Below are 25,668 nucleotides of genomic sequence, written 5' to 3'. Positions count from 1 at the left end.
TTTTACCTGGCTTGCAGGGTCCTGGCCCTTTATAGCGATTTCTTACTGGTTGTGACCTAGCCTTAAACTTTGCTGATTGTCCCGATGATCGTTTTTTCGTTAAAACGGCAGCTGTAACACCAAGGTCGCCATATCCGGTCGCCACTCAAATTTGGTTAAAGATATTCTCCCTCGGTTTACCTCTATGCCCTCTAACCTGAGTAACTGCATTTGAGTGCGGAATGCTTCAGTATCTGGTTTGAAAGAGATTTTTTCCATGGGGGATTTAGCCGCAGCGCAGGGCGTCGAAAAAGCGTCTGGTTTAGGAGGAAGTCCTGTCATATTAGCTCATGTCATCACTTACCATATACTGCATCATATCCTCTTCGTCCTTAACTCGCCAGTTCAAAGCGGGCTAAACCGAGATCTTGATTTGTGACTGCAATGTCTAAGCTTAATTTGTCATGGTTTATTTAACTCGCTGTAATCATTTGTTAAATAATTATAATGAGAGGTTATTCTTAATGACATTTTAGGTTTGCCAGAGGTGAGGTTTCTATAAGAGGCTTAGGATTTCAATCATAAAAAATCCCATAACACATGAATGAATTATGGGCTTTTTTGCTTACCATTATGTGGCCATTAACCAAGTGATAGGCGGGTTAAGCCACCTCGGCTTCACTCGTCAAAGGCTTATTCTCTGGCTGTATCATGACGCCAAACTTGTGGAACAAGACAAGACCTAGGGCTGTGATTAACCCGAAGGCACCTATGATGTACCACATCAGATCCGGTCTCTGTGCTTGTTTTGCCACTTCCGAATAGAGATAGCCTGACAAGGGACCCGCCAGTAAAAACCCAATGGCTGATGAGACGAAGTAGTAACCCATAAACATGGCTTTCTTGTCGTGTGGGGCAAAGCTGGCAACATATTCTTGACTCTTAGGTGAGGCGACCATCTCTCCAATAGAGAATACCAAGATAGATGTCAGCACCATGACGCCACCCATGATGGCGCCGTGGGCCACACCGCCTAACGCTGTGCCGAAGGCGATGATCACCGTTCCGGCGACCAGCACGGGTAAAGCCTGGAATTTCTCTGCAACACGGCTGACTAATAACTGCAAGACAACAATAGAGAGAAAGTTAAGGCCTATCATGTATTCAGGGTTTATCTGACGATACTCTGCTGACCAAGCATTAGCATAGCCTTCGGCTTGAGCAGGATCTGCTGCTATCGCATTTAACCCTAAGCTAATTTCAGACACAGGCACCATGACTTTATAATGAACCAGATCGAAGTAAGCAGCCTGAGCCGTGAGGTCCTGGTTAGCCAAGGCGGCAGACAGTCTGGTGAGCTCAGTTTGTAAGCTAGAAATATCGACCGGGGCCAGGAAGCTGAGAAGACCTGGATAAGATGCCATCATGGCGATAAGATCTGAGGTATCGACAAAATCACGGATATAGATAGGTAGCGTGATGAATATTTGCTGATAGACCATCCAAAAACCAGACAAGATCAACAGATAGATCACGAAAGGTTTATTGCCGATAGTGATTTTTTGCTTGTACCAGGGCGCGGTGAGATCGGACTTGCCTTGTAAGTTCCACAGGTAGTGTCCTAAGAACCAGGCTAGATAGACCAAGAGTGTAGTTTGTCCCGACAGCCACTTAGCACCATAAGACATGAGGATGATCAGCGTTCCGAAGAACAGCAGCGCGAAACGTAAGTTACCCAACACCTCCTGTATATCGGCGAAGACGGCCTTGAGTGGTTTGCCTTTCTGCGCTGTTTGATCTGTGGGCTCTTTATAGAATAACAGGGCCGGAATAAAATTAACCGCAATCCAGAATGACGACATGATAAACACCCAGTCCCAGCTTATTGCTCGGACATAGCCAGCGATGAAGGGGCCGAGAAAACCACCTATGTTGACCATCATGTAGAAAATGCCGAAACCTAGGCCGCGATTGGTATCATCGGTCGTTCGGGCGACAGTGCCTGTCACTACAGGTTTGAAACAGGCTGCACCGAGCGCCACACCCATGAAAGCAATGAAGAAACCTGCAAAAGAGTCCACTTGTCCCAGAATGAAGTAACTGGGACACATGATGGCATAGGATATCAGAAACATCTTACGGTAACCGTATCGGTCAGCCAATGCGCCTGTGATAACAGGAAATAAGTAGAGGAAGAAAGGGATCATGCCTTGGAGTAAGCCACGCTCCTGATCGCTGAACCCTAAGCCACCTTGCTGAGAAGGCGAGGTCATGTAGAGGGATGACAGGGTAAAAAAACCATACCAGGCAAGGCGTTCGAAGATCTCCATGGTGTTGGCAACGAAGAAAGTCTTGGGCAAGGGGGTTCGAGTCACTTGTGTCATACTGCTTCCTGTATATTTTATACGATTCGCCCATGCTATCCACATATATGCAGGAATTCAAGTTATGTGACAATAAGGTTAAAAATGAAAAGGTGACTGATGCAATTTTGACCTTTATTGAGTTGCCTTTAGCATTGATTGGGTCATAATGGCGCCAAATTTTTACTTTATGTGATTTCTCTATGGCCGTACTCGATATTTTAACCATTCCCGATGAACGTCTTAAACGCAAAGCCCGCGTAGTTGAAGATATAGACTCGGTTCAAGGCTTTATAGATGATCTGCTCGAGACCATGTATGACGCCGAAGATGGTATAGGACTGGCGGCGACACAAGTGGGTAGTCAGCACGCGATCTTAGTCATAGACCTGTCAGAGGAAAGAGATCAGCCACAGGTGTTGATCAATCCGGAAATTGTGGCGACTCAGGGTGACTTTATAGGCGAGGAGGGCTGTTTATCGATTCCCGGCTATCGAGCTAAGGTGGCCAGAAGTGAGCAGGTAACAGTTAAAGCGCTGGATCGTACCGGTAAACCCTTTGAAATCGAGACTGATACATTCTTGGCCATAGTACTACAGCACGAAATGGATCATCTACAAGGCATAGTATTTACCGACCACCTGTCGAAACTTAAACAACAAATAGCGCTAAAAAAAGTGAAAAAATACGGCTAAGCTGCTTTCATGGGGGGCAATGGTAAGCTAAAGCTGATACATAGCCCACCTCTAAGATGGTTTCTGGCACTCACTTCCCCTCCCAGCAATTTAAGGCTCTGTTTAACGATTGCGAGTCCCAGTCCGTATCCCCCCTGACTCGAGTGCCTGGCCTCATCCATTCGGGTGAAAGGGTTGAAGAGATTTTCTAATTTATCTTCCGGGATCCCTGGACCGTCGTCTTCGATATTAATGACCAGATTGCCGCCATCGATATGTGAACTAATGATGATGTTACAGTGTTCACCCGCATATTTAAGCGCATTTCTCAGCACATTATCCATGGCGCGAATGAGATAATTGGCGTCAGTCTGGATAATCAGGTCGTGGGTAAACTCAGTCCAGGTGATGGTTTGAGTGTCTTGTGCTTCAAATTGGATATCGGACAAGACTCTCGAACGGATATGGCTTAGGGCAACTGCAGCATAGGTCAATTCCACATAGGCATTATTGAGTCGACTGTAATTTAAGATGCTATTGATAAGTGATGCCATCTGCTGATTTTCTTGGCCTAAGCGTTGGATAAACTTATGTTGCTCTTTACTGGCCTTCTTTGCCAACAGGTGTAGTGCGAGCTCCTGCCTGGCTAGGGGAGTCCTGAGTTCATGGGACACATCCCTCAATAAGCGCTTCTGATTTTGCATCGATTGCTGTACTTGCTCCGCCATATGATCGAATTCTGTGGCGAGGTGGTAAAATTCAGGTTCTTTAACGGAGAAATGCTGGGCGATTCTGGTGTCTAATTTACCACTGGCCAGGGCTTGTGTGCCTAATTTCAAGTGCTTAAGCGGCGTGATTAAGTATCGGCTTAAAATGGAAGTGAATACCAGTAATACAGATATACCTACCAGCACGCGAATAATCCACAGGCTTTGGCTGAGCCTTTGAGCCGGGTGGAGCTCGGACTTTAATTGCACCACTAAGGTTAATGGGCCATTGATATAGTGGGCATTAGGCAGAGGAATACCTATCAGAGGTTTTCTGACACTGTTACCCATGGGGAGATGCAGTTGGCGCATGTATTGTAACTTGAAGATGAAATGGGGATGCAATTGTGCTTGTGTGATGGACTTTAGGTCTTTGTCTAACACATAAACACGGAATGCCTGATTCTGTTCCCATCTTGCCAACGCTGTTAGCGCCTCTTGGTTAATTAATTCACTCGCCTGATTTGCCAGGTGATTAATCTGATCCTGAGTAGATTGAGGTAGAGTTAATAATCGGTTGATCACCACCCTTTCAATCCCTGTAGCGATAAGTAAAATAGCCAATAAAGACAAGGCAAAATAACTGAAAAGTTTAATTTGCAGACCTGAAAATAGACCCGTTTTTGGTATGGACATATGAACCGCGGCTTATGGTGTGGGAATGAGAATCGTTATCGACGAATGTTATCCCACAGCGGGCTTTTTACCAAGCAGAAAATGGCTGACTTGTCTGGTTAAATGAAAACTTTGGATGAATGACGCTTATGTCTATTTCTTTGCATAAATAAGAGTTTAATAAGAGAGTAAACAGAGATGAAGCTGGTGTTGTTAACCCATGAACGAGAAGTATTGCGCCCGACCAATACCGGCGCGCTTGCTTTACACGCATTTCCACAGTGGTGCCGGAGGATCGTCTGGTCTAGGGTAAAACCGGATCCAGACCTGCTAGCATTAATTAGCAGCCATAAGGCCGCAGTGCTGTTTCCTAGGCTCATGGAGCCATCTGGCTCCGATAACGCGTGTGACTCTGATGCCGGCAAGGAGCTAGATGAAAACCATGAGCTGGCTGGTTTGAACAATCACCTTGAGCACATCTATCTCGAGTGTCTGCCTGAGACGCTCATTATATTAGATGCGACCTGGCAAGAGGCCCGAAAGATGATGCGGCAGAGCCCTTACCTCAAGGCTGCTGATAAGTTTGCCTTCACTGAGCAGGCGGATTCAGGTTTTACGCTCAGACGTAATCAAATAGAGGGGGGCTTATGCACCTTAGAGTGCATTATCGGTTTACTCGAGTTAAAGAATCGTCATCAAGAGGCCGAGCTGTTAACACACGCCTTCATTGATTTTCAAGCCGGCTGACAATCTAGATAAATTTAAATCCTTGGGCTTATATCAGGGTTAAATATACACAGAGGAAGTGACTTACCGCACCGGCGAGCACAAATAAATGCCATATCGCGTGGTTAAAGGGAATGCGTTTACCGACATAAAATATCACCCCGAAGGTGTAAAACAACCCGCCCAAAATCAATAACTGAAAACCTAGCGCTGTCATCGAATCGATCAGTTCACTCATCACGGTAGCGCATAGCCAGCCCATCACTAGATATAGGGTAAGACTCAGCTTCTTGAATCGATTAATGAACAGGGTTTCGAATAATACTCCACCGAATGCCAGCGACCAGATGGCGATGAGAATAATATTAGCCTTGCTACCTTCCAGGGCGATGAGCATCAGAGGAGTATAGGTGCCAGCAATTAAAAAATAGATGGCGCAATGATCGGCAATCTTGAGTCTGTGCTTCCAAACTGGAGAGGAGATCGAATGATATAAGGTCGAGCAGGAGAAGAGTAAGATGATGCTGGCACAGTAGATAACCAGCCCGAATAATTGCACGCTATCGAGTGTTTGCTGGCCCTTTCCCAGAGAGAGTACCAGCCCGAAAATCCCCGCCACTATACCCAGACCATGGCTTATGCTGTTTGCCATCTCTTCTTTAGGGCTATAGCCACTGCTATCGACTGAGGCAATCGATGCTTGCTGGCCTAATGATTCTTCTAGTGGCATAATTTTCTCTTAAATCGTTTCGGTGGAGTCTAACAGTAAATTCAGCATAAAACCATACTTGAGCGTACACGTGTAAGCTAGGTTTTGACGCATCAAAATGAACTTTCTACCGCATTGATAATCAGAGTTTTATCGGTATGAGTTTCAGGCTGATATCTTGGTACTGGCTCAGTCACCGCACATGAAGTGATGAGAACTGAACTGACTATGATAAACCACAGGGATGATGTTATTGAAAGCGTTTCGCGTAGAGGAAGTTCTACTTAGTGAAAACAAGGAAGAACTGAAGGGGATAAAGGCGGATAGGTGTGCCGTTTATCTCGATATTCAGTTTGATACCTCCTTCGAGCGGCAAGAGCTGAACCATGAGCTTAGACCCTTTCTCTCATCTGCTCATGAGCATGTTAAGCCTGCTGCCAATAAGCGCAGAATCTCTTGGCTATTGGTGAGCGCTCTGGCTATTAGTTGTCATCTGGCCCTGGTGTTTACCTTAGATATCCTCTGGAGCTCCGCTCCCTTGTTATACCCGCAAGCTAAGAACGATGGCGCGAAATCTGAAGCCCCTCCAATAAAAGGCCCTCAATTAAAAGCCTATATGTATTATCAAGCCCCCGTGATAGAGAAAGGTAAGTCTGAATTAATCGACAATCTAGGGCTGGAGCCTAAGCTTACAGCGGCTGATTTGACTGAGAGTGACGTGTCTAAAGTTTTGCTTAAGCCGAAATAAAAGCAGGAGCTCCTTCTAGATCCCGTGGTAATAGAAGCTAAACAATCTCTGGCTAAGCAAGAAGATTTTTCCAAGTCAAAGAACGCTTCATCTATGAGTCAATCTTCCTATTTCTTCTCCCCAGAACAAGAGAACAATGACGGGAGCGACAGGCTTAATATGTCAAATTTCAGTGCCTCAACCCAAAAATACCTTTCCCGTCAGAGAGAGGCGGCTCTGGGTGAGCTTTTTGTCGCACAAGCTAATTAATACACCCGAACTAAAACGCTCATGGCGACTCAGTTGCGGCGGCGTTAACGCGAGCGATAGCAAAAGAGTGCGTAAAAGACCCATTAAGTCATAACACTTATGATGAAATAATTTAATGGTAAATAAGGTTAGTTCTATTTTTGTTATGTTTAATTTATCATTTCAGCTCTTATTCAATGGCTTATGGTTTTCCGTCCTGTGATATTTTTTGATTTTATATCTTTACAAAAGCCTTGTTAACTTTGATGTTTTAAGATTATACTGCTCGCATCTTGTCGGAGTGCCTAATTGGCTGAGACCGTTTATTCGGGATCCGTTGAACCTGATCAGGTTAAAACCTGCGAAGGAAACAAGCATGATAATGTTCATAAATCGTGTGAATTTCTGTATTCGTTGAATCATGATATCTTGATTTAATGATGGATAATTATTTTAGTGTCTGCGCCTCAAGTTGTTGCGCCGAAGACCTAGAGTGTTAGTCCGAATATATTCATTTATCGTCATTATCTGTGACATCGAGACGTGTTCTCGTGTCTGCTATTCAACTCTCCAGGCAAGCAACTTCATTTCAATTAAAGTGAGATTGCTTATGTCAAACCGCCGCGAAACCCGAGCTAAAGCTCAAGAGTTCATCGATACCCTCAAGCCGCTACAGCACCCTAATTCTGAGAAAATCTATCTAACCGGTAGTCGCGAAGATCTTCGTGTGGGTATGCGCCAAATTCTGCTGTCTGGTACCATGGTGGGTGGAACAGAAAAGGACCCCATCTTGGAGCCCAATGCGCCGCTAAGAGTCTATGACTGCGCCGGCCCCTATTCAGATCCCGACGCCGACATCAATGTCCGCAGGGGCCTGGATAAATTCAGAAACAATTGGATTGTAGAGCGCGATGATACCGAGCAACTTATCGGTGCCAGTTCAGGTTTTACCCAGAAAAGACTCGCCGATGATGGCTTAGATCACCTGAGGTTCGATTCTTTGCTTCCTCCCAGAAAGGCGAAGCCAGGTAAGTGTGTTACTCAGTTACATTATGCCAGACAAGGGATTATTACTCCTGAAATGGAATATATCGCCATTCGCGAGAACATGGCCCAGTCTGAGATCACCGACGAGGTATTGACCCGCAAGGCCGCGGGTGAAAGCTTCGGTGCCTCGATTTCAGAGCCTATCACCCCAGAGTTTGTCAGGAGTGAAATTGCTCGAGGCCGTGCGATTATTCCGTTGAATATCAACCATCCAGAAGCCGAGCCCATGATCATAGGCCGTAATTTTTTGGTCAAGGTCAATGCCAACATCGGTAATTCGGCGGTGACTTCATCTATCGAAGAGGAAGTCGAAAAGCTGGTCTGGTCTACTCGTTGGGGCGCGGATACCGTGATGGACTTGTCCACCGGCCGTTATATTCATGAAACCCGCGAGTGGATCATTCGTAACTCTCCGGTGCCTATCGGAACTGTGCCTATCTATCAGGCCTTAGAGAAGGTGAACGGTGTCGCCGAAGATCTGACCTGGGATGTGTTTAAGGATACCTTGATTGAACAGGCTGAGCAGGGCGTCGACTACTTCACCATTCATGCCGGGGTATTACTGCGTTACGTGCCAATGACGGCAAATCGTCTGACGGGGATCGTCTCTCGTGGCGGCGCCATCATGGCAAAGTGGTGTCTGTCCCATCATCAAGAAAATTTCCTCTATGAGCACTTCAGAGATATTTGTCAGCTTTGCGCCGCCTATGATGTGTCACTCTCTCTGGGTGACGGTATGCGTCCAGGTTCTATCGCCGATGCCAACGATGAGGCCCAGTTCGCCGAGCTCGAAACCTTGGGCGAGCTGGTCAAGATAGCCTGGGAGTACGATGTGCAGACCATCATCGAAGGTCCTGGTCACATTCCCATGAATCTTATCAAAGAGAACATGGAAAAACAGTTAGCCGTGTGTGATGAAGCCCCTTTCTATACCTTAGGCCCACAAACGACAGATATTGCACCTGGATATGATCACTTTACCTCAGGCATAGGCGCGGCGATGATCGCCTGGTTTGGTTGCTCCATGCTCTGTTATGTGACGCCTAAAGAGCACCTTGGATTGCCAAACAAGGAAGATGTGAAGCAAGGATTAATCGCCTATAAAATTGCGGCTCATGCCGGTGATGTGGCTAAAGGACATCCGACGGCGCAAATTCGCGATAATGCCTTATCCAAGGCGCGTTTCGAGTTCCGCTGGGAAGATCAATATAACCTGGGACTGGATCCACAAACCGCCAAAGCCTACCACGATGAATCTCTGCCGCAGGAATCGGCCAAGGTGGCGCATTTCTGCTCCATGTGTGGCCCCAAGTTCTGTTCGATGAAGATCAGTCAGGAGGTGCGAGAGTATGCCGCGGCCCAGAAGCTTGAAATGCAGACCAATGATGAGTTTAAGGCGAGAAGTACGGCAGATTTAAGCTCAAATGTGGACAGAGAGAAGGGGATGGCCATGATGTCGGCTGAGTTTAAGGCTAAGGGCGCCGCCCTCTATCATGTAGCCGGTGCGGCGAAACCTGTTCTCGATGAAGTTGAGGGCTGATCAAATGGCAAATGTAGAGCCGACTTTGTCGGCTTTAAAGCCTGTTGTTTGGTCAATAGCAGGCTCTGACAGCGGCGGCGGTGCAGGCATTCAGGCGGATCTCGCCACCATGAATGATCTCACCTGTCATGCTTGCACTGTGATAACTACGTTAACGGCTCAGAGCTCAGCTGCAGTCAATCTGGTTGAGCCGGTATCCGATGAGATGCTGCTGGCTCAATTGGGTACCTTGCTGCAAGACTTGCCACCCAAGGCGATAAAAATAGGTTTGTTGGCAAATCAGCAACAGATAGATATTCTGAGTCGCTGGCTTGCCCAGGACCTTGATGAACACCAGCAGCGCTGTGGTACTGAGGTCGCGGTTATCTTAGATCCTGTCATGATAGCCAGTTGCGGTGACAGGTTAGGTGGACTGGGAAATCGGCTCGATTTCACGCCATTTAAAGGTTTGCTCACCCTGATCACCCCCAATGCCCTTGAGCTGGGTGAGCTGGTGGGTCAACGCTTAGCTGACATGTCCCAGTATCATCTTGCGGCCCAAGACTTGGCGCAATCACTCGACACCAATGTACTGGCTACAGGCGGGGATGAAGGTCCTGCCTGGCACATGGACTCGGCCCAAGATATCTTCGTCTGTACTCACGCCGACGCTTGCTCTGAAATGCATCAAGGACGTAGTTTCTTATTATCGAGCCCGCGCATCGCATCAAATAATAATCATGGCAGCGGCTGCACCTTAAGCTCAGCCATCGCCAGTGTGATGGCCACAGGTTTTGTGCTCCATGATGCTATTGTCGTGGCTAAGGCCTATGTGTCTGCCGGAATTAAACACAGTTATCGTGTGGGTGAGGGACCCGGACCTTTGGCGCGCACCGCATGGCCTAGAGAACTGAGTCATTTTCCGACGATCAGTAGCTTAGACGAGGGGCCCTCTCTTCCCGTTGGCATCAAGTTTAAGACCATAGATGAGAGGTTAGGCCTCTATCCTGTGGTGTCTGACTTACCCCTGTTAGCCAGCTTACTCAGAGCCGGCGCGAAAACGATTCAACTTAGGATAAAGGACGAGAATGATCCTCAGCTTGAGGATAAAATAGCCCAGGCCATCGCCCTAGGCCGGGATTATCAGGCTAAGGTATTTATCAATGATTATTGGCAATTGGCAATCAAACATGATGCCTATGGCGTGCATCTAGGTCAGGAAGATCTCTATGATGCCGATCTTAACCGCATTGCTGACGCACAACTTGCCCTTGGCATATCGAGCCACAGCTATTTTGAGCTCCTACTCGCATCACAAATCACGCCTTCCTATATCGCACTGGGTCATATCTTTCCAACAACCACTAAGGTGATGCCGTCGGCGCCCCAGGGCCTGATGAAATTGCAACACTATGTGGACTTGTTTAAGGGGCATTATCCCTTGCTGGCCATTGGTGGCATAGATGCCAGCCGTATCGAAACTGTTAAGCGAACCGGGGTAGATGATGTTGCCATCGTCAGAGCCGTGACCGAATCACAGCACCCAGACGTCGCCTACCTAGCCTTATCCTCTGCCTGGGAGCAAGCCAATGTCGCTGAATAATGCCGATTTTTTGCGTTACTCCCGGCAAATTTTATTAGCCGATGTGGGTGAAGCAGGGCAGATTAGCTTGTCACAGGCCTGTGTGGCCATTGTCGGTGTTGGCGGTCTGGGGAATCTGCTCGCTCAATATCTGGCGGCTGGTGGTGTGGGCAAGCTAACACTGATAGATGATGACAAGGTGGAATTATCAAACTTGCCCAGGCAGCTGCTTTTTAGTGATAAGGATATAGGCGAGTATAAATCAGCGACTGCGGTCCATAAGCTCTCGAACGCTTACCCTGACTGTAACTTACAAGCCGTTACCGATAAATTAGCCGAGCACAATAGTCAGACATTACTGGCACACATGGATCTTGTGTTCGATTGCACCGATGATTTTTCCACGCGTCACTTGATTAACCTAACTTGTCTGCAAGTCAAGCTGCCATTAATAACGGCCGCGGTGGCTAATTTTAGTGGGCAGCTTTTTATGGTCGACATGGAGTCCGCTCCCGAATCGGGCTGTTATGCATGCCTGTTTCCTCAAGACTCTCATCTCAGTCAGACCTGCCAGAGTGTTGGGGTTTTAGGACCTATGGTTGGCGTGATGGCATCCATGCAGGCCCTGCTTGGGATGAATTTACTCTTGGGACTCCCGGTGCCGACGGGGACGTTACTCAGGTTCGATGGCCGAGCGATGCGGTGGCGTGAGGCGAGCTTGAGTCGCGATCTTGAATGTCATGTGTGTGGTGGACGAGTGGAGCCGCTCAGGAATCAATCCCGGCGCCCTGATCCAAGCTTACTGAGGGAAGGAGGTTATCAATGAACCACAAAATATCCGTGAGTAATACCAGCGAAACGTCAATCAAAGCCACGCTCAACGATGAGCAGATTTTCTTATCGAGTGGCTCGAACGTAGCTCAATTACTCCAGCTGCAAGATATTGCCGCCAGTTCTGTTGCACTGGTACGTAACGGGCAAGTATTGCCTAAGTCACGCTGGAAAGAGACCTTGTGCCGTGATGGCGATCAATTTGAAGTATTTGCCCTAGTGGCGGGAGGCTAAGATGTTAACCATTGCTGAGCATCAATTTTCATCTCGACTGTTTACCGGTACGGGAAAATTTTCAACATCTGCCCTCATGTTAGAGGCGATCACGTGCTCGGGCTCTGAACTTGTGACCCTAGCAATGAAGCGACTGGATCTTAAAACAGGCAGCGATGATATCTTGCAGCCCTTGTTAAGCAGTGGAGTTAAACTCCTGCCCAATACATCCGGGGCCAGAAATGCAAAGGAGGCGGTGTTTGCGGCCGAGCTCGCCAGAGAACTTTTGGCTACGAGCTGGATAAAACTTGAGATCCACCCCGATCCTAAGTATCTGATGCCGGATCCTATCGAAACCTTGGCAGCGGCTAAGATCCTCTGTGATAAAGGCTTCATTGTCTTGCCCTATGTCCATGCCGATCCGGTTTTGTGCCGTCGACTCGAAGAGGTGGGCTGCGCCGCTGTGATGCCATTAGCTAGCCCTATCGGCTCTAATCAAGGCTTAGTGACGGAGGCTTTTCTGAAAATGATCATCGAGCAAGCCAGGGTGCCGGTGATCGTGGATGCCGGAATAGGTGCGCCTTCTCAGGCGACACGAGCCATGGAGCTGGGCGCCGATGCTGTACTGGTCAATACTGCCATCGCCAGTAGCCGGGATCCTGTCGCCATGGGCCGATGTTTCGCCGCGGCGGTACGGACAGGCAGAAAGGCTTATCTCGCCGGCTTAGGTCATGTGAACTCGGTCGCGAGTGAAACCAGTCCATTGACGGGGTTTCTCAATGACACCATGTGAATTTATCGGGGGATGCCCATGAGTTTCCTATCCTATCTTCAGGGGCTCTCCCGGGAAAAATTGAAATTAGCCCTCTATTCGGCCACCAGTAGTGATGTCGAACGTGCGCTCAATTCGGCCGAGGGGGATCTCAATGGGCTACTCGCACTGTTATCGCCCGCCGCAGAACCTTATATCGAACAGATGGCTCAGCAGTCGGTTCGGCTGACAAGGCAGAGATTCGGGGCCAATATCGGCATGTTTTTACCCCTGTATCTATCCAATTTATGTGCCAATGAGTGTGATTACTGTGGTTTTAGCATGAGTAATAAGCTGAAACGCAAGACATTAAATCGCCCGGAACTCGAAGCCGAGATGGCGGTGATTAAAAAGCTGGGTTATGACTCCATCTTGTTAGTCTCGGGAGAACATGAGACCAAGGTCGGCATCGATTACTTTAAACAGGTATTGCCCCAGGTCAAGGAGCAGTTCAGTTATTTGGCCATGGAAGTGCAGCCATTGGCCGAGCATGAGTACAGTGAGCTGGTGGGTCTGGGTCTCGATGCCGTGATGATATATCAAGAGACTTATAATCCGCAGACCTATGCCAAGCACCACACCCGAGGTAAGAAAAAGGATTTTGCCTATCGCTTAGACACGCCTGAGCGTGTTGCCAAAGCCGGGGTGGATAAGGTTGGACTCGGGGTGTTGTTAGGCCTGGATGACTGGCGCTTGGATGCACTCTTGTTAGGCCACCACCTTGCTTATCTTGAGTCTAAGTACTGGCGTACCCGTTACAGTGTCTCATTGCCTAGATTGAGGCCTTGTACCGGTGGGATAACCCCTAAGGTTGAGCTGACCGATAAGGGCTTAGTGCAACTTATCTGTGCGTTCAGGCTGTTTAATCAGCAGCTGGACATTAGTTTGTCGACCCGCGAAGCGCCGCAACTCAGAGATAATCTGTTTTCACTGGGGATCACCAACTTAAGTGCCGGTAGCTCGACTCAACCCGGCGGTTATGTCAATCCTGATACCCAGTTAGATCAGTTTGAGATCAGTGATGATAGAAGCCCGGCTCAGGTGAGCCATGCAATGAAGCAAAGGGGATTAAATCCGGTGTGGAAAGATTGGGAGTCGGCCTGGATCGCGGATTAGAGATACCTTTAACTGTACTTTCATCTGATGCTGATTGATAATCGAGCTAACACCAAGTGAATGTTGGAGCTACAGATATGCAAATTCCTCCAAGTAATGTATCGGGTCTGAGCGGTTTACAAAGCGCTCAGTCCGGACTGACTCAAGCGACTATCGATGTCGCTACGCCTGCCACTGCAGATGTTAACACAGTCGACACTAGGCCTGTTGAAGCCGTCGAGCAAACACAAGCCCTAATCTCAGCTATAGAAGCAGAGCTGCAAGGCGAAGCCGCCGTGGAAGTGATAGAAACCTCATCGGAGACCTTAGGGACTATTATCAACCTAGAGGTGTAGTTGGCAGCGAGGGGGAGGTTTTCACCTGATGCAGCTGTCGCAGCGAGCCACGTCGATATCCCCATCGGTGAACTTGGCTGACGCAGGTGCCAATTCAAGCCATTGGATACTCCTGTTACCAAGGCACAGCTCGCAGATGTGTTTACTGTGCCCCCCTGTGTTGAAGATGTGTATCGATGATGATTTTCTCTAACAGTTCAGCAGCCGGGCCCTGAACATCTCGGTTAGGTATAACCAGACTCATCATCACTCTTTTGTGACTATTACCCTTTAAACTTAGCTGGCACAGCAGCCCTTGAGACAGCAAGGAATCGACTAAGTGTCTGGGGATCCAGCAAAAACCTATATTTCTATTTAAAATGACTAATGCTTCGTGAAATATGCATTGAATTAACGATGGCCTGAGTGTATTCAGGCCATGGGCCATGGTCATCACTTCTTAACCGATACTTGCTTGGGCATATACTTCTTGGTGGCCTTGAGCTCCGTAAAATATGGCCCTTTATGCAGCTTCTGTGGCCAATTAAGTAGCATCATGGCCAAGACATTTCTGTGCTCACCGAGCGCTAAATCAGGGTTGCCCATGGGTGAACGAATAAACTGCACACTTTCATCGAAGGCGCTGACAATATGAGCCTGAGTCTTGGCAACAACCGGATTATCAGACAGTCCCGCCAGGTGAAAGCTTATGCCCACTTCGGCAATGATATCGTCGGTGGCATCTGCTAATATTCGCTCGATATTGTCTGCAAAATAATCCAAAATCCAGGCGAATTCTTTAGGTGAGACATCGTGCTGGTAGTATTCACTCGCTGCAAAGATGAAGTGCGTCAGGCCATATAACTTGTTCTGATACTGTTTCTTATCGAGTTCACTGTCTTTGTCGTTTGGATACACGTCAATGAAGGCCTGTTTGTATTCATCGACATAGTCTCCAACTCCTAACTGTTTAGCCCAGTAGGCGTAATTGATTAATTGCGCCGCCCAGGACGTGATCATGGCCTTATCGGTTAGCCCAGTCTTTAAGTCGGTCTTCTTCAGCGCCGTGATCAATTTATCATGACAGGGGCCCGTTAAACCAAACTCATCGATACGGCTCGAAAATCTGAGTAATACATCGGTGTAAAATAGAAACTCAGGAAAGGGTTCTAAGGCCTTCTTTCTGGCCTTAGCCCTAGGACCTTTACCTAGCACAGAAATGGCTTTTTCAGCCTCAGTGGTGATAAATCCCGGTTTTTCGAGAGAGCAGGCATAGAAGGCTTGCGATTCGGTGACGGCGTAGAGGTCGACGAGTGCGGCATTGGCATACTTTTCATCACCCGTCATGCGGTAGAGACGGATGCCATAATGGCCCTGTACGCGAGGAGGCAGTTGGTACAGGTGCAGTTCGAGATTATTTTTTATGCCTTGATACACCTTGTCATTTGGTGTCTGGCTTGGCTCAATGACTGTGCTAGCCGCAGTTAGGCTAAATAGGGCAAGTGAAAGTGTACTGATCTTGAGGAGATTTTTCTGGAAAAGAAAAGCCATCTTGTATCCTTTTAATGAGAGATAGTGCATCGACAGGTTCACCGAGTAATATTCTTAGCCTTTGATTTATTGTTTTGGAATCTTCATTGACCACCAGGGTATTGTACACACTGGCTTGATTTTCACAGTGTTTTGTAAATTGGTAGAGGTATTGAGATAACGAGGCTTGCCAAAGCTTCTGATAGTACAGAGGACCGGAAGTGGCGATAGCGTAAAAATTATATGGATAATCTTCAGGGCGTGCCCATTCACCTGTGAATGACTCGATAAATTCAAGGTCGAGTCTCTGATAGGGTTTTAGGCTAGCATGGGAATAAAAATTTAACGCGACTTTAGCCCTGAACACCTTTAGCTGTCGGGCGAAGCGGGAAACGGTACTTTCGCGGCTTAGTGCGGTATAAGCTTCGATGATCCCTTCACCTAGATATAAGGCTAACCAAAGCTCACCAATATTACTGCTATCGAGCGTCTCACCTTTGGTGTTGACCAGGTAGTAATGACTGCTGGGGGACAGAGCCGCAAGGGCTGAGGCGTATGCCTTAACTAGGCCTTGCTGGTCTCTGATGCGACTCAGATCTTGCTTGATTGACAGTTGAACTTGACCAAACTGACGTCCTAGTACCGGCGATCTTAAGATATGTACCTTGCTTCGCTTGGCGGGTTCCATAAATATATCCCCTAGCAATCGACCTTGATACCAGACTCGCTGGATATTTTCAGTCACTGTCTCGACACTAAAACCTAATGTTTCGGCTCTTACCTGTATTTTCTCCATCAGCTCTGCGACTGCTATGTTTGCCGTGTGCATGCTTTTAGATTGGGACAAATGCTGACCTAGACCCCAGGGCGTAGTGGGGGCAAGTTCAGTTTGGCTGTCTAAAAATGTTTTGACTAATTCAGGTGTGGCAAGAAACTGCTTCGACACAGAGAAACGGGCATAGTCAGTAAATCCTTTATCATGTGCCTGCTGGGTCTTTAGTTGCAAAATGCGCTCGAGAGCCTGCTGGTTTTTCTGTTTTGCCCGTCCTTGGTAGGCTTGCCAAACACGCTGTTGACAGACAGGATCATCCTGTTTGATTAAATAGGCCGCAATGCTGAGGTTAAAAGCATTGCTCGATTGGCGATGCGCCCAATGAGTATTTTCACTATGACTGGTAACGTCATTTGTCAGCCCAGACTCGTTGTGAACTGGGTGTAATTGACAATCTGGCTGGATAAATTGCAATGTCAGTTGCTGGGTTCTTAATCCCTTTTTAATGCTGGCTTGAGCCGTGTGTAGCTGAGATTTCTGTGCCAGAGACAGGTAATTTCCCTCCAGTGCATCGAGTCTGTTTAACAGTTGGCTGAGCTCCTGATTATAGGCCACTCCTGCTAACTGCTTGGTCATTTGTGTCAACCAGGGTGAGTTGAGCGTTTGAGCCATCATATCGGCCAAGTGCAACTGACATTGCAGCAGACTTTCCTGATAGAGGGGAGGTTGCGGCACGCTACGATAATATTGCAACCTGTCTTTGATGTTAAACAGGCTTAGTAGCGAGGCTTCGAGGGCGTGACTCTGCTGGATAAGCGCTTCATCGGGTTGGCTTATTGTGGCTCGATTGATGTGTGAGAACTGTGAGTGTGAGAACTGCGAATCACCTGTAAACGAATCACCAGCGAACGAAGCGCTAGGCGACTGCAGTTGCAAGCATCGCTCTACGAGTAAAGGCAGAGGAGAAACGGCGGCCTTGGCCGCCGTAGTGACGATAAGACTAGAGCTGAGCGCTATGACAAAAATGCTTCTTAGCATATTCAACTCGTTCATCTACTGTCATATTATGCTTACCGAGTTTGTCCACATTATCCAAATAGGGCAAGATCCCGCGGTTATTGGCTATTTGTATGGCGAGACCTGGACGGGCATTGAGCTCAAGCAGCAAGGGTCCCTTGTCTCTATCGAGTACCATATCTGTGCCTAAATAGCCCATCTCACTCATCTCATAAGTTTTAGAAGCCGTGTGCAGCAAGAAGTCCCAATGAGGTACCTTGATATCGATAAGTTTCTTATTAGTATCGGGATGAAAATCGATGGGCTTATCAAACTGTACCGCATGCAGTCCCTTACCCGTGCCGATATCGACGCCAACTCCTACCGCTCCCTGATGCAAGTTCGCCTTGCCATCGGATGCCGCAGTCGACAGGCGCAACATGCCCATCACGGGGAAGCCTTTGTAAACGATGAGGCGAATGTCCGGCACCCCTTCATAGGAGTAGCCATCGAAAACCGGATCGAATTGGATAAGTCCTTCTACTATGGCCACATCGGGATTGCCGCCAAGAGAAAACAGGCCACTGAGTACATTCGATACATGGCGGTATACTTCAGAAGGCGTGACCTCGTGTCCGTTAGGTTTATAGTAACGACCCGCTTCTACCTTAGTGATCACTAAGATCCCTTTACCACCTGAGCCTTTCGACGGCTTGATAACGAAGCCATCTTCTGCGGCAACCATGGCCGGGATATCTTCAATCTCATGTTGCTCCCGCACCACGCCGATAAGGGAAGGCACGGCGATGTTATTGGCCAATGCCAGTTGCTTGGTGGTGAGTTTATCATCGACTCGTTTGTAGAATTTACGTGGATTACAGCGACCAATATAGTCGATGTTACGCTTATTCATGCCCAAGACACCCTTGTTATGTAACGCTGATGGCCAGGCTAATGAGAACTTCATGGTTATTCTCCAGCCAAGGGTTTAAAGCGTCTAAGTTCGAGTAGACGGTAACCGGTATACTGTCCCATAACGAGCACGATAGCCAAGATGACGAGATGTATGCCCAAGAAGTTAAATACCCAATGTTGTATCCAAGGTGCGCTCATGGCTAGGTACGCCAGAGTGGCGACAAACAGGCTGCCACCGCCTTGTATAAATACTTCCTTAGGGCCTTCCTCTTCCCATAGAATAGACATTCTTTCTATGGTCCAAGCAAGAATGATCATCGGGAAGAAGGTGATGGTCAATCCTTCACTGAGGCCAAACTTATATGACAATAAGGTAAACACGCCTATGATACCGATCACCACGATGATCACCGCCGATATTCGGGAGATAAGCAGCAAGTTCAGTTGTGACAGATAGGAGCGGATCATTAGGCCACAAGCGACAATCAGTATGAATCCAATCAGACCGGTTAACAATGTCGTTTGAATGAATGCCAATGCAATCAAGACTGGCATAAATGTGCCTGAAGTCTTAAGGCCCACAAGGACACGAAGGAAGACTACCATTAACACGCCGATGGGGATCAATAAGATGCCTTTAAACAGGCTCTGTTCTTCTAACGGCAGTTGATATAGGGAGAAATCTAGGGTGCCTTTATTGTTCATCATATCCAGAGAGGTGGCCAGTGCCGAGCGGGTATCCTGCAGCATTGAAAAATTCACTTGGGAATTGATGCCACCGATCACGTCCAGGGTCGATTTGCCCGATCTATCCCATAGGAGTAGATTATCAGGGCGCCCTTGGGTGCCATCCTTAGGATTGAAAAGGTGCCACTCGCCATCATTATAGACTTCTACGAAGCTGGCTAGCTGTTGTCTGCGTCGCTGATCTTCAAGATTCAAGCCGCTGACAACTTGAGCCGGGATCCCCTTGCTATTGAGCATGTGTACAAAAAGCTTGCTCGGGGAGTTGCTACTCAAGAGTAACTCGATATTTTGGCTGCGTTCTTCGGCGTTGAAGGCTTTATTGAGCTGCTGAGCGAAAGAGAGGTTGGTTGCACTCTTGGCCCAGACCTCTTCGATCGCTTGCTCTGCTGCGACTCTCTGTGTCGCCGGCCAGATAAATGTATTGGCAACATCTGGGGTACCAATTGCCTTGATCGTGGTGATCCCTGTGGGGATAAGGGTGACTTTATAATAAAGATCTTGTCGGCCTGTAGCCGAACGAATCGACCAGATGGCCCGCTTGTTTTGCGGGTCATCTGTGATTGATAATCCAAAGCCAGGAGAGCTGGCATTCTCAACTAAGATCTCGAATGCGGGATCGTTTGGCAGTGAAAATGACACTTCTGCGGGTTGCCCCGTACCTTGGAAGCTGACTTTTGCCTCCACTCCCCAACTTTGAACTTGTTGTCCGGGTAAGAAAGGCACCTTGTGTTCTATGCCTCGAAAAATACTGCTCGCTATGCCAGTAATGAATAGCAGGGCAACCAGTATGTAAAAGGGTTTCTTAGAATGCATTAACTCTATTCCTATCGATTAACGGCTGAATGAGGCAGTTTTTTGCCATGGATAAATGTCTGCCCCACATCGACGATGGCAATGTCTTGCATAAATTTACGCCCCAATAAGAGCGGGAAGTCGAGATGGCTACGATCGACTAAGTTAAGATCGGTCTCAGCCTTATATTTCCCAATCTGTAAATGTGCATGGATCACTGGGCGACGGTCACTTTTTTCAGCAGATTCTTGCTTGATACGTACAAAACGTTCGACTCTCGATTCAAACGTCTCTGCCGGGGCATCGCTGCCCTGAGTCAATACATCGAAACGAACCCATTGCTTACCATCACGTTCGAACAGGATGATATTGCGGGCATCGAGCGAAGAAGATTCGGCTCCGGTGTCGATACGTGTCTTAAAACTCGCTTTAATTTCATCGACATAGACATTTTCAGTCGCGCCAAGTAGGAACTTGTCACCTAAGGGCGAGGGAGGACATTCCAGCGCAATCGGAGCTTTGGTCTCTTTGGGATCAAGCTTGAGCTGAGCTATCTGTGTTTCTAGGGCTATCAGTTGTGTCGATAACAGGGCATAACTTGCTGCTTGTGCCTGAGTATTTTCATCTATAACAGCAACGAGATCGGTTTGTTGTTTCGCTAAGCTGGTTTCTAATGCTGCAGCATCAATCGGTTGTGGCAATTTTTTGATTTGATTTGTCGACGCGCAACCTGCCAAGGTTGTAATTGCAGCGATACAGAACATCTGCTTTAACATAATGCTTCCCATTACTATTGTTTAGTCCGGTGGATCATTTTCAAGCTGTTATCGCTTGAACTTAGAAATAGACCTAGGTTAAATTAAATCTTTATTAGGCTGGTTTTTTGTGGCGATAAATGTAGCACGTTTAGGCGCAGGGTGACCCTCTATCGTCAGATCGATATTGGTCGGGTCCAGGTAATCAACTAAAGATTCATTGGGCATCCAGTCGGTACTTCTCTGCTCGGCTAACGAGGTCACATCGATGTCGACACATCTCACATTGATAAAGTCGGCTTTCTTAAGCCAAGCTTCTAAAGCGGCAGCAGAAGGCAGGAACCATACATTATTCATCTTGCCATATCTATCACCAGGCACGAGAACTGTGTTTTCATCCCCATCTATGACTAATGTCTCTAAAACCAGTTCACCCCCAGTTCGCAGTTGATCTCTAAGTTGTAACAAATGATCGATTGGTGAGCGGCGATGATAGAGTACTCCCATAGAAAACACAGTATCGAAAGCGTCTAAGGGAGGGAGTTCCTCTATGCCTAGGGGCAATAAGTGAATAGGATGCTGTGGACCTGCCAATCGCTTGATGGCTTCGAATTGGCACAAGAAGAGGCTGGCCGGATCGATACCCACGACATGTTTGGCTCCTTCACCTAGCATACGCCACATATGATAACCACTGCCACAGCCCACATCGAGTATGGTTCGATTGTTTAAAGGCGATAGGTGAGGCAGCACGCGTTGCCACTTCCAGTCGGAGCGCCATTCGGTATCTATCTCTATGCCATGGACAGAGAAGGGACCCTTGCGCCAAGGCTGAAAAATACGTAATAAATTTTCGAGTTTCTCTTGTTCACCCGAGCTGAGTTGGTTACCTGAGCCAATGGTGACACTCTTTTTTAGATCTAAGCTGTCGGGCGCCGGATAGTGGAGCTTATTGAGGACCTTTTCCCATTTAGGTAAGGTGCCGTGGTTATGCTCTCTCTGCCATTGGCCTAATATTGCTGGCAATGTCTCTAACCAAGGCTGCAGGCTTGAATCTGCGATCTGTTTGTAGAAGGAGCTGAAACTAATCACTTGCTTATCACCTTTTGAAACTGCTGAGTTGAAATTATAAACGAAATATGTCGTTATTCTTGGCTTCTAAGACTTAATGGCGATCATAGAGGCGAAATTGAAGCATTGAAACCATATATTGAAATGCGTGAAACCCTGTTTTGTAAGTCTGTGCTCGTGTTGTGACAAGGTATCTGGCTTCATCACATTTTCCAGAGAACTGCGTTTTTGACTTATTTCCAGTTCGCTGTAGCCATTGGCTCGTTTAAAGTCCAGGTGAAGATCATATAAGAGTGTCTGTATCGCATCATCTGCAAAATTTAATTTTTCTGAAAGGATCAAGATACCACCCGGATTGAGTCCTAGATAGATCTTACTCAACAGCTGGTCTCTGTCTGCTGGGGCCAGAAACTGCATGGTGAAATTAAGCACCACCATGGAGGCATTTTCAATCTTGATATCTCTGATGTCGCCACAGACGAGATCGACAGGCGTGCTACTCACGTAAGCCGTTAAGTTCTCACTACAACGCTCAATCATAGACTGGCTATTGTCGACGGCTATGATACGACAATTTCGATTGTCGATCTGGCGTCTGATACTTAAGGTGGCGGCGCCAAGCGAGCAGCCTAGGTCATAGATATTGCTTTTTGGGGTGGCGAATTTTTGTGCGAAAGCGCCTAGGGTATTAATTATCTGGCTGTACCCAGGTACAGAACGTTTAATCATGTCGTTAAACACGCCCGCCACTTTTTCATCGAACTGAAAGTCACTTACGTTTTCGCATGCTTGAGCATATATATTATCTTGAGATGATGTCATTAGCTTTTAGTGTGTAAATTCAACATTTCATTCTATCGAAATAACACCATATGCGGCAAGCCTAGTACTGGATATTTCTGGTAAAATTTTGTCTAATGGCGGGTGTATAACAAGAATTTTACACTCGTTTAGCTTTTTGGATATGACACTTGAAATATTTAACCTTAGTTTTTGTCGTTTTTTTTCTGGTTTTATCGTCGGTTTCCCTTCGGGCTGACGAAGCTAAACCGCTTATTTTAGTCATGGGGGAAGACAGCTATCCATACCAATTCGTCGATGAGCAAGGTGAGCCCAGTGGTGTACTGGTGGACATGTGGAAGGAGTGGTCAACACAAACGGCAACGCCTGTCATCTTCGTTTCTCGTCATTGGACCGATACACTCGATCAATTAACTTATGGTGATGCTGACGTGCATATCGGTATGGCGGAGACTCAGAGCCGCAGTGAAACGTTTGCCTTTGCCAAAGCGCTCACTCATGTCAGCACTTACCTTTATATGCATAAAGATTTACCTCAGAGATTGACGTTTGAGGCGCTAGGGCCATATCAAGTCGGTATCGTCTCTGGGTCTTCACATGAGGCTGCACTGCTTAAACTGAGCTCGAAGATACGGTTTAAGCGTTATAAGAGCCGACAAGAGCTACTCGAGGGCGTGTTACACGGGGAGATAAAAGTATTCGCGGGAATGCAGGGGTATCTCAGAGATAAAAAAATTAACAAACAGGTCATCAGTTTATTTCCCCTTTCAGGTCGAATATTAATCCAACAAGTTCCCCTGAGACCTGCACTGAATAAGTCTGATACCCAGCTAATGGAACAAGTTAATGCCGGGTTTGCCGCAATCGATAAGGGACGCTTCGACGCTATCGAAGAGCAATGGATTGGCATAAAACGTCAACAAGATGGCTTAACCATAGCGACGGCGATAAATCTCGAGCCATTTATATCCCTTGGAGGAGATGGCATGCCCCATGGATTGTATGTCGACATCTGGCGTCTCTGGTCAGATAAAACCGGCATCCCTATCTCCTTCATTACATCCGATATGAATCAATCCCTGGATCAGGTTAAATCAGGTCAAGCAGACGTGCATATCGGTTACCCGGAGAGTGATAAATTTAACAGCGGATTATTGAGGAGTCAGCGGCTCTATCGGGTGAAAAGCAGGTTGCACAGCTATGGGAAACCGATAGATTCACTGCAGAGTCTGCAAGGGAGCAGAGTCGGCGCCGTGCCTACGGCACCTTATCTTGCACAGCTCAAGCAAGCACTGCCCGATGTCGAACTTAAACTGTATGATTCGGTGGCGGCCATGATCCAAGCAGCGAAACAGGGCCATATTGGTAGTTTTGTTGCCTCTTCCTCCTGGACACATCATTACCTAGTGTTACAGGGCGCATGGTCAGAGTTTTATCCGTTTCCTGAGCTGGAGTTCGTCACCGACATCTTTGTGTTAACCGCTCGCCACAATGTCGGTTTATCGAACCGGATAAAGGCGGGGTTTGAACTCATTGAAACTCAGGAACTGGCCGAAATTGAACGTAAATGGATCTTGGATAGCCAAGACCGCATGTTTAAATCTCGTCTTGAACCGCTACAATTATCGGGTCAACAGCTGCGGTATCTACAAGATTTGAAGTCGATAAGAGTGGGCTATCTCAAAGACTGGAAGCCGATGGAATTTACCGATGGAGATGACATTTTTTCCGGGATTAATCGAGGCGTTGTCGATGTGATCACCAAGCAACTTGGCGTCAGCGTCGAAGCCGTTGCCTTCGATGAGTGGCAATCTCTTATCAAGGCCCTTATGGAAGGGGATGTAGATATCGCAGGAAGTGTTGCTGCCAGCGACGATAGGAAAAAAGCCTTATTATTTAGCGATCCCTATTGGCCATCTCCATGGTCACTGGCGACGCCCATCGAAAGAGACGCTATCTTCAATGTCCAGCAACTTGCGGGGCAAAGGCTAGCGATAGTCGAAGGCTATCAACTGGTTAATCAATTGATGGGGGCCGATTACGGCATCGAACTTGTGTTAGTCGCCGATCCCCATAGCGGATTGACAGCGGTGAAGGAAGGCAAGGCCGATGCATTTGTCGATAAGGCAATCAATTTGGCATCTACACTCAAGCATGGCGACTATGGTCAGTTAAAAATGTCGGTGTTAGCCGATTTTTCCGAGCAACACAGTCATTTCGGTATTCATCCTTCTTTGGCACAATTTGTTCCGCTAATGAATCAAGCCATCAAGAATCTGGATCACACCAAGCGTCAAGCTATCTATCAGCATTGGATTCAACCTGTGGCGGTTGCCCCTCGAGGAGCTGACATCGTTAAATGGTGTGTGAGCGTCATGATTGCCTTGTCGATACTGATTACGATCATCTTAATATGTAGATCATTACTCGCAAAAGAGCGTCTGAAACGAACCCAGCTTGAGAGGCTGTTGCGTAAAATGACCCATTATGACCAGATGACAGGCTTGGCTAATCGCAGCCTGTTAGATGACAGATTGAAACAGGCGGTGTTATTACACAGTCGGGAGCAGGCTAGATTCTGCGTGCTTTTTATCGACGTTGGAGGATTGAAATCCGTCAATAAACAGATGGGTCATGATGTCGGTGATAAGTTACTCAAATTAGTGGCTCAAGAGATCAGCACTTGTATACGTCGCTCCGATACCTTAGCCCGATTTGGCAGTAATGAATTTGTGGTGGTATTGAATAAAACCAAAGATCTCGATCTCGTCTGTCAGGTCGCAGACACGATTATCACTAATTTGTCGAAATCTTTTGACTGTGATAACACAAAATTGAATGTTAGGACGAGTATTGGCATTGCAATGTTTCCGGCAGACGGCGACAATGTGGTGGAGTTACTCAAGTCTGCCGTTAAATTAATGTATCGAGCGAAACAAAGTGGTGGCAATTGCTACAAATCATCATGATAATGTTTTTCACTCGAGATGAAATCGCAGATTTCAGCAAAAGATGATTGATCCTTAGCCGACTAGAGGCTAAGTGGT

At 47.3% G+C, this 25,668-nt stretch carries 23 protein-coding genes and 1 riboswitch; of the genes, 12 read left to right on the top strand and 11 right to left on the bottom strand.

Features of this window, described 5'->3' with window-relative positions; all coding sequences use genetic code 11:
• Window positions 1-99: 99 nt before the first annotated feature.
• Window positions 100-321 carry a hypothetical protein gene (locus tag HRU42_RS09940; RefSeq protein WP_295030732.1) on the bottom strand — a complete coding sequence of 74 codons (222 nt, stop codon included), beginning with the start codon at window positions 319-321 and terminating at the stop codon, window positions 100-102.
• A 320-nt stretch (window positions 322-641) separates the two neighbouring features.
• Window positions 642-2,363: an MFS transporter gene (locus HRU42_RS09935; RefSeq protein WP_295030730.1), complete on the bottom strand. Its 1,722-nt coding sequence runs from the start codon at window positions 2,361-2,363 to the stop codon at window positions 642-644.
• Window positions 2,364-2,545: 182 nt separating this feature from the next.
• Between HRU42_RS09935 and def the strand changes: the two genes are divergently transcribed.
• Window positions 2,546-3,037 (top strand): peptide deformylase, encoded by a 492-nt coding sequence (def, locus tag HRU42_RS09930; protein WP_295030728.1) that lies wholly within the window; start codon window positions 2,546-2,548, stop codon window positions 3,035-3,037.
• Here def and HRU42_RS09925 read toward each other — a convergent pair.
• Window positions 3,034-4,419 (bottom strand): sensor histidine kinase, encoded by a 1,386-nt coding sequence (locus HRU42_RS09925; protein WP_295030727.1) that lies wholly within the window; start codon window positions 4,417-4,419, stop codon window positions 3,034-3,036. The genes def and HRU42_RS09925 overlap by 4 nt on opposite strands.
• Window positions 4,420-4,596: 177 nt before the next feature.
• Between HRU42_RS09925 and HRU42_RS09920 the strand changes: the two genes are divergently transcribed.
• Window positions 4,597-5,145: a DTW domain-containing protein gene (locus HRU42_RS09920; protein ID WP_295030725.1), complete on the top strand. Its 549-nt coding sequence runs from the start codon at window positions 4,597-4,599 to the stop codon at window positions 5,143-5,145.
• Window positions 5,146-5,173: 28 nt separating this feature from the next.
• Here the strand turns inward: HRU42_RS09920 and HRU42_RS09915 are convergent, their stop codons facing one another.
• Window positions 5,174-5,854 carry a hemolysin III family protein gene (locus HRU42_RS09915; RefSeq protein ID WP_295030723.1) on the bottom strand — a complete coding sequence of 227 codons (681 nt, stop codon included), beginning with the start codon at window positions 5,852-5,854 and terminating at the stop codon, window positions 5,174-5,176.
• A 232-nt stretch (window positions 5,855-6,086) separates the two neighbouring features.
• On the opposite strand from HRU42_RS09915, the gene HRU42_RS09910 reads away from it, so the two are divergent.
• The 9 genes from HRU42_RS09910 (at window position 6,087) to HRU42_RS09870 (ending at window position 14,263) form a co-directional block, all read left to right on the top strand.
• Window positions 6,087-6,581: a hypothetical protein gene (locus HRU42_RS09910; protein ID WP_295030721.1), complete on the top strand. Its 495-nt coding sequence runs from the start codon at window positions 6,087-6,089 to the stop codon at window positions 6,579-6,581.
• 93 nt (window positions 6,582-6,674) lie between these two features.
• Window positions 6,675-6,830, top strand: coding sequence for a hypothetical protein (locus HRU42_RS09905; protein ID WP_295030720.1), 156 nt, complete (start codon window positions 6,675-6,677; stop codon window positions 6,828-6,830).
• Window positions 6,831-7,096: 266 nt separating this feature from the next.
• Window positions 7,097-7,196: riboswitch (TPP riboswitch) on the top strand.
• A 223-nt stretch (window positions 7,197-7,419) separates the two neighbouring features.
• Window positions 7,420-9,396: a phosphomethylpyrimidine synthase ThiC gene (thiC, locus tag HRU42_RS09900; protein ID WP_295030718.1), complete on the top strand. Its 1,977-nt coding sequence runs from the start codon at window positions 7,420-7,422 to the stop codon at window positions 9,394-9,396.
• A gap of 4 nt (window positions 9,397-9,400) precedes the next feature.
• On the top strand, window positions 9,401-10,978 hold the full coding sequence (gene thiE / locus HRU42_RS09895; protein WP_295030716.1) for a thiamine phosphate synthase: 1,578 nt from the start codon (window positions 9,401-9,403) through the stop codon (window positions 10,976-10,978).
• Window positions 10,965-11,783, top strand: a complete 819-nt coding sequence (locus HRU42_RS09890) for a HesA/MoeB/ThiF family protein (RefSeq protein WP_295030714.1) — start codon at window positions 10,965-10,967, stop codon at window positions 11,781-11,783. Before thiE ends, HRU42_RS09890 begins: the two co-directional genes overlap by 14 nt.
• Window positions 11,780-12,022: a sulfur carrier protein ThiS gene (gene thiS / locus HRU42_RS09885; RefSeq protein WP_295030712.1), complete on the top strand. Its 243-nt coding sequence runs from the start codon at window positions 11,780-11,782 to the stop codon at window positions 12,020-12,022. Before HRU42_RS09890 ends, thiS begins: the two co-directional genes overlap by 4 nt.
• Window position 12,023: 1 nt before the next feature.
• On the top strand, window positions 12,024-12,794 hold the full coding sequence (locus HRU42_RS09880; RefSeq protein WP_295030710.1) for a thiazole synthase: 771 nt from the start codon (window positions 12,024-12,026) through the stop codon (window positions 12,792-12,794).
• 18 nt (window positions 12,795-12,812) lie between these two features.
• On the top strand, window positions 12,813-13,928 hold the full coding sequence (gene thiH / locus HRU42_RS09875) for a 2-iminoacetate synthase ThiH (protein ID WP_295030709.1): 1,116 nt from the start codon (window positions 12,813-12,815) through the stop codon (window positions 13,926-13,928).
• Between the two features lie 77 nt (window positions 13,929-14,005).
• Complete coding sequence (locus tag HRU42_RS09870; RefSeq protein ID WP_295030707.1) at window positions 14,006-14,263, top strand: chemotaxis protein; 258 nt, start codon at window positions 14,006-14,008, stop codon at window positions 14,261-14,263.
• A gap of 432 nt (window positions 14,264-14,695) precedes the next feature.
• On the opposite strand, the gene HRU42_RS09865 is transcribed toward HRU42_RS09870, so the two are convergent.
• The 7 genes from HRU42_RS09865 to cmoA form a co-directional block, all read right to left on the bottom strand.
• The gene (locus HRU42_RS09865) at window positions 14,696-15,793 is read right to left on the bottom strand and encodes a DUF3541 domain-containing protein (protein ID WP_295030705.1); all 1,098 of its coding nucleotides are present in this window, start codon (window positions 15,791-15,793) and stop codon (window positions 14,696-14,698) included.
• The gene (locus HRU42_RS09860; protein ID WP_295030703.1) at window positions 15,732-17,582 is read right to left on the bottom strand and encodes a M3 family metallopeptidase; all 1,851 of its coding nucleotides are present in this window, start codon (window positions 17,580-17,582) and stop codon (window positions 15,732-15,734) included. Before HRU42_RS09860 ends, HRU42_RS09865 begins: the two co-directional genes overlap by 62 nt.
• Window positions 17,545-18,507 (bottom strand): alpha-L-glutamate ligase-like protein, encoded by a 963-nt coding sequence (locus HRU42_RS09855; protein WP_295030701.1) that lies wholly within the window; start codon window positions 18,505-18,507, stop codon window positions 17,545-17,547. Before HRU42_RS09855 ends, HRU42_RS09860 begins: the two co-directional genes overlap by 38 nt.
• A gap of 2 nt (window positions 18,508-18,509) precedes the next feature.
• Complete coding sequence (locus HRU42_RS09850; protein ID WP_295030699.1) at window positions 18,510-20,015, bottom strand: UUP1 family membrane protein; 1,506 nt, start codon at window positions 20,013-20,015, stop codon at window positions 18,510-18,512.
• A gap of 11 nt (window positions 20,016-20,026) precedes the next feature.
• On the bottom strand, window positions 20,027-20,770 hold the full coding sequence (locus tag HRU42_RS09845; RefSeq protein ID WP_295030697.1) for an ATP-dependent zinc protease: 744 nt from the start codon (window positions 20,768-20,770) through the stop codon (window positions 20,027-20,029).
• 78 nt (window positions 20,771-20,848) lie between these two features.
• Window positions 20,849-21,841, bottom strand: a complete 993-nt coding sequence (gene cmoB / locus HRU42_RS09840; RefSeq protein ID WP_295030696.1) for a tRNA 5-methoxyuridine(34)/uridine 5-oxyacetic acid(34) synthase CmoB — start codon at window positions 21,839-21,841, stop codon at window positions 20,849-20,851.
• A gap of 66 nt (window positions 21,842-21,907) precedes the next feature.
• Window positions 21,908-22,642 carry a carboxy-S-adenosyl-L-methionine synthase CmoA gene (cmoA, locus tag HRU42_RS09835; RefSeq protein ID WP_295030694.1) on the bottom strand — a complete coding sequence of 245 codons (735 nt, stop codon included), beginning with the start codon at window positions 22,640-22,642 and terminating at the stop codon, window positions 21,908-21,910.
• A gap of 149 nt (window positions 22,643-22,791) precedes the next feature.
• Between cmoA and HRU42_RS09830 the strand changes: the two genes are divergently transcribed.
• Window positions 22,792-25,590: a transporter substrate-binding domain-containing protein gene (locus HRU42_RS09830; protein WP_295030692.1), complete on the top strand. Its 2,799-nt coding sequence runs from the start codon at window positions 22,792-22,794 to the stop codon at window positions 25,588-25,590.
• Window positions 25,591-25,668: the final 78 nt, after the last annotated feature.

The sequence above is a fragment of the Shewanella sp. genome (assembly GCF_013214165.1).
Classification (GTDB): Bacteria; Pseudomonadota; Gammaproteobacteria; order Enterobacterales; family Shewanellaceae; genus Shewanella.
The sequence above is the reverse complement of the archived record's forward strand: the minus strand, read 5'-3'. Positions and strand labels throughout refer to the sequence as shown.

Coding starts and splice junctions, on each gene's coding strand:
- cmoA (WP_295030694.1), bottom strand. CDS start 22,642: ATGACATCATCTCAAGATAATATATATGCTCAAGCATGCGAAAACGTA.
- thiH (WP_295030709.1), top strand. CDS start 12,813: ATGAGTTTCCTATCCTATCTTCAGGGGCTCTCCCGGGAAAAATTGAAA.
- HRU42_RS09860 (WP_295030703.1), bottom strand. CDS start 17,582: ATGCTAAGAAGCATTTTTGTCATAGCGCTCAGCTCTAGTCTTATCGTC.
- HRU42_RS09865 (WP_295030705.1), bottom strand. CDS start 15,793: ATGGCTTTTCTTTTCCAGAAAAATCTCCTCAAGATCAGTACACTTTCA.
- HRU42_RS09905 (WP_295030720.1), top strand. CDS start 6,675: ATGAGTCAATCTTCCTATTTCTTCTCCCCAGAACAAGAGAACAATGAC.
- thiS (WP_295030712.1), top strand. CDS start 11,780: ATGAACCACAAAATATCCGTGAGTAATACCAGCGAAACGTCAATCAAA.
- HRU42_RS09845 (WP_295030697.1), bottom strand. CDS start 20,770: ATGTTAAAGCAGATGTTCTGTATCGCTGCAATTACAACCTTGGCAGGT.
- HRU42_RS09915 (WP_295030723.1), bottom strand. CDS start 5,854: ATGCCACTAGAAGAATCATTAGGCCAGCAAGCATCGATTGCCTCAGTC.
- HRU42_RS09890 (WP_295030714.1), top strand. CDS start 10,965: ATGTCGCTGAATAATGCCGATTTTTTGCGTTACTCCCGGCAAATTTTA.
- HRU42_RS09880 (WP_295030710.1), top strand. CDS start 12,024: ATGTTAACCATTGCTGAGCATCAATTTTCATCTCGACTGTTTACCGGT.
- def (WP_295030728.1), top strand. CDS start 2,546: ATGGCCGTACTCGATATTTTAACCATTCCCGATGAACGTCTTAAACGC.
- HRU42_RS09940 (WP_295030732.1), bottom strand. CDS start 321: ATGACAGGACTTCCTCCTAAACCAGACGCTTTTTCGACGCCCTGCGCT.
- HRU42_RS09920 (WP_295030725.1), top strand. CDS start 4,597: ATGAAGCTGGTGTTGTTAACCCATGAACGAGAAGTATTGCGCCCGACC.
- HRU42_RS09870 (WP_295030707.1), top strand. CDS start 14,006: ATGCAAATTCCTCCAAGTAATGTATCGGGTCTGAGCGGTTTACAAAGC.
- HRU42_RS09850 (WP_295030699.1), bottom strand. CDS start 20,015: ATGCATTCTAAGAAACCCTTTTACATACTGGTTGCCCTGCTATTCATT.
- HRU42_RS09935 (WP_295030730.1), bottom strand. CDS start 2,363: ATGACACAAGTGACTCGAACCCCCTTGCCCAAGACTTTCTTCGTTGCC.
- HRU42_RS09925 (WP_295030727.1), bottom strand. CDS start 4,419: ATGTCCATACCAAAAACGGGTCTATTTTCAGGTCTGCAAATTAAACTT.
- HRU42_RS09855 (WP_295030701.1), bottom strand. CDS start 18,507: ATGAAGTTCTCATTAGCCTGGCCATCAGCGTTACATAACAAGGGTGTC.
- thiE (WP_295030716.1), top strand. CDS start 9,401: ATGGCAAATGTAGAGCCGACTTTGTCGGCTTTAAAGCCTGTTGTTTGG.
- thiC (WP_295030718.1), top strand. CDS start 7,420: ATGTCAAACCGCCGCGAAACCCGAGCTAAAGCTCAAGAGTTCATCGAT.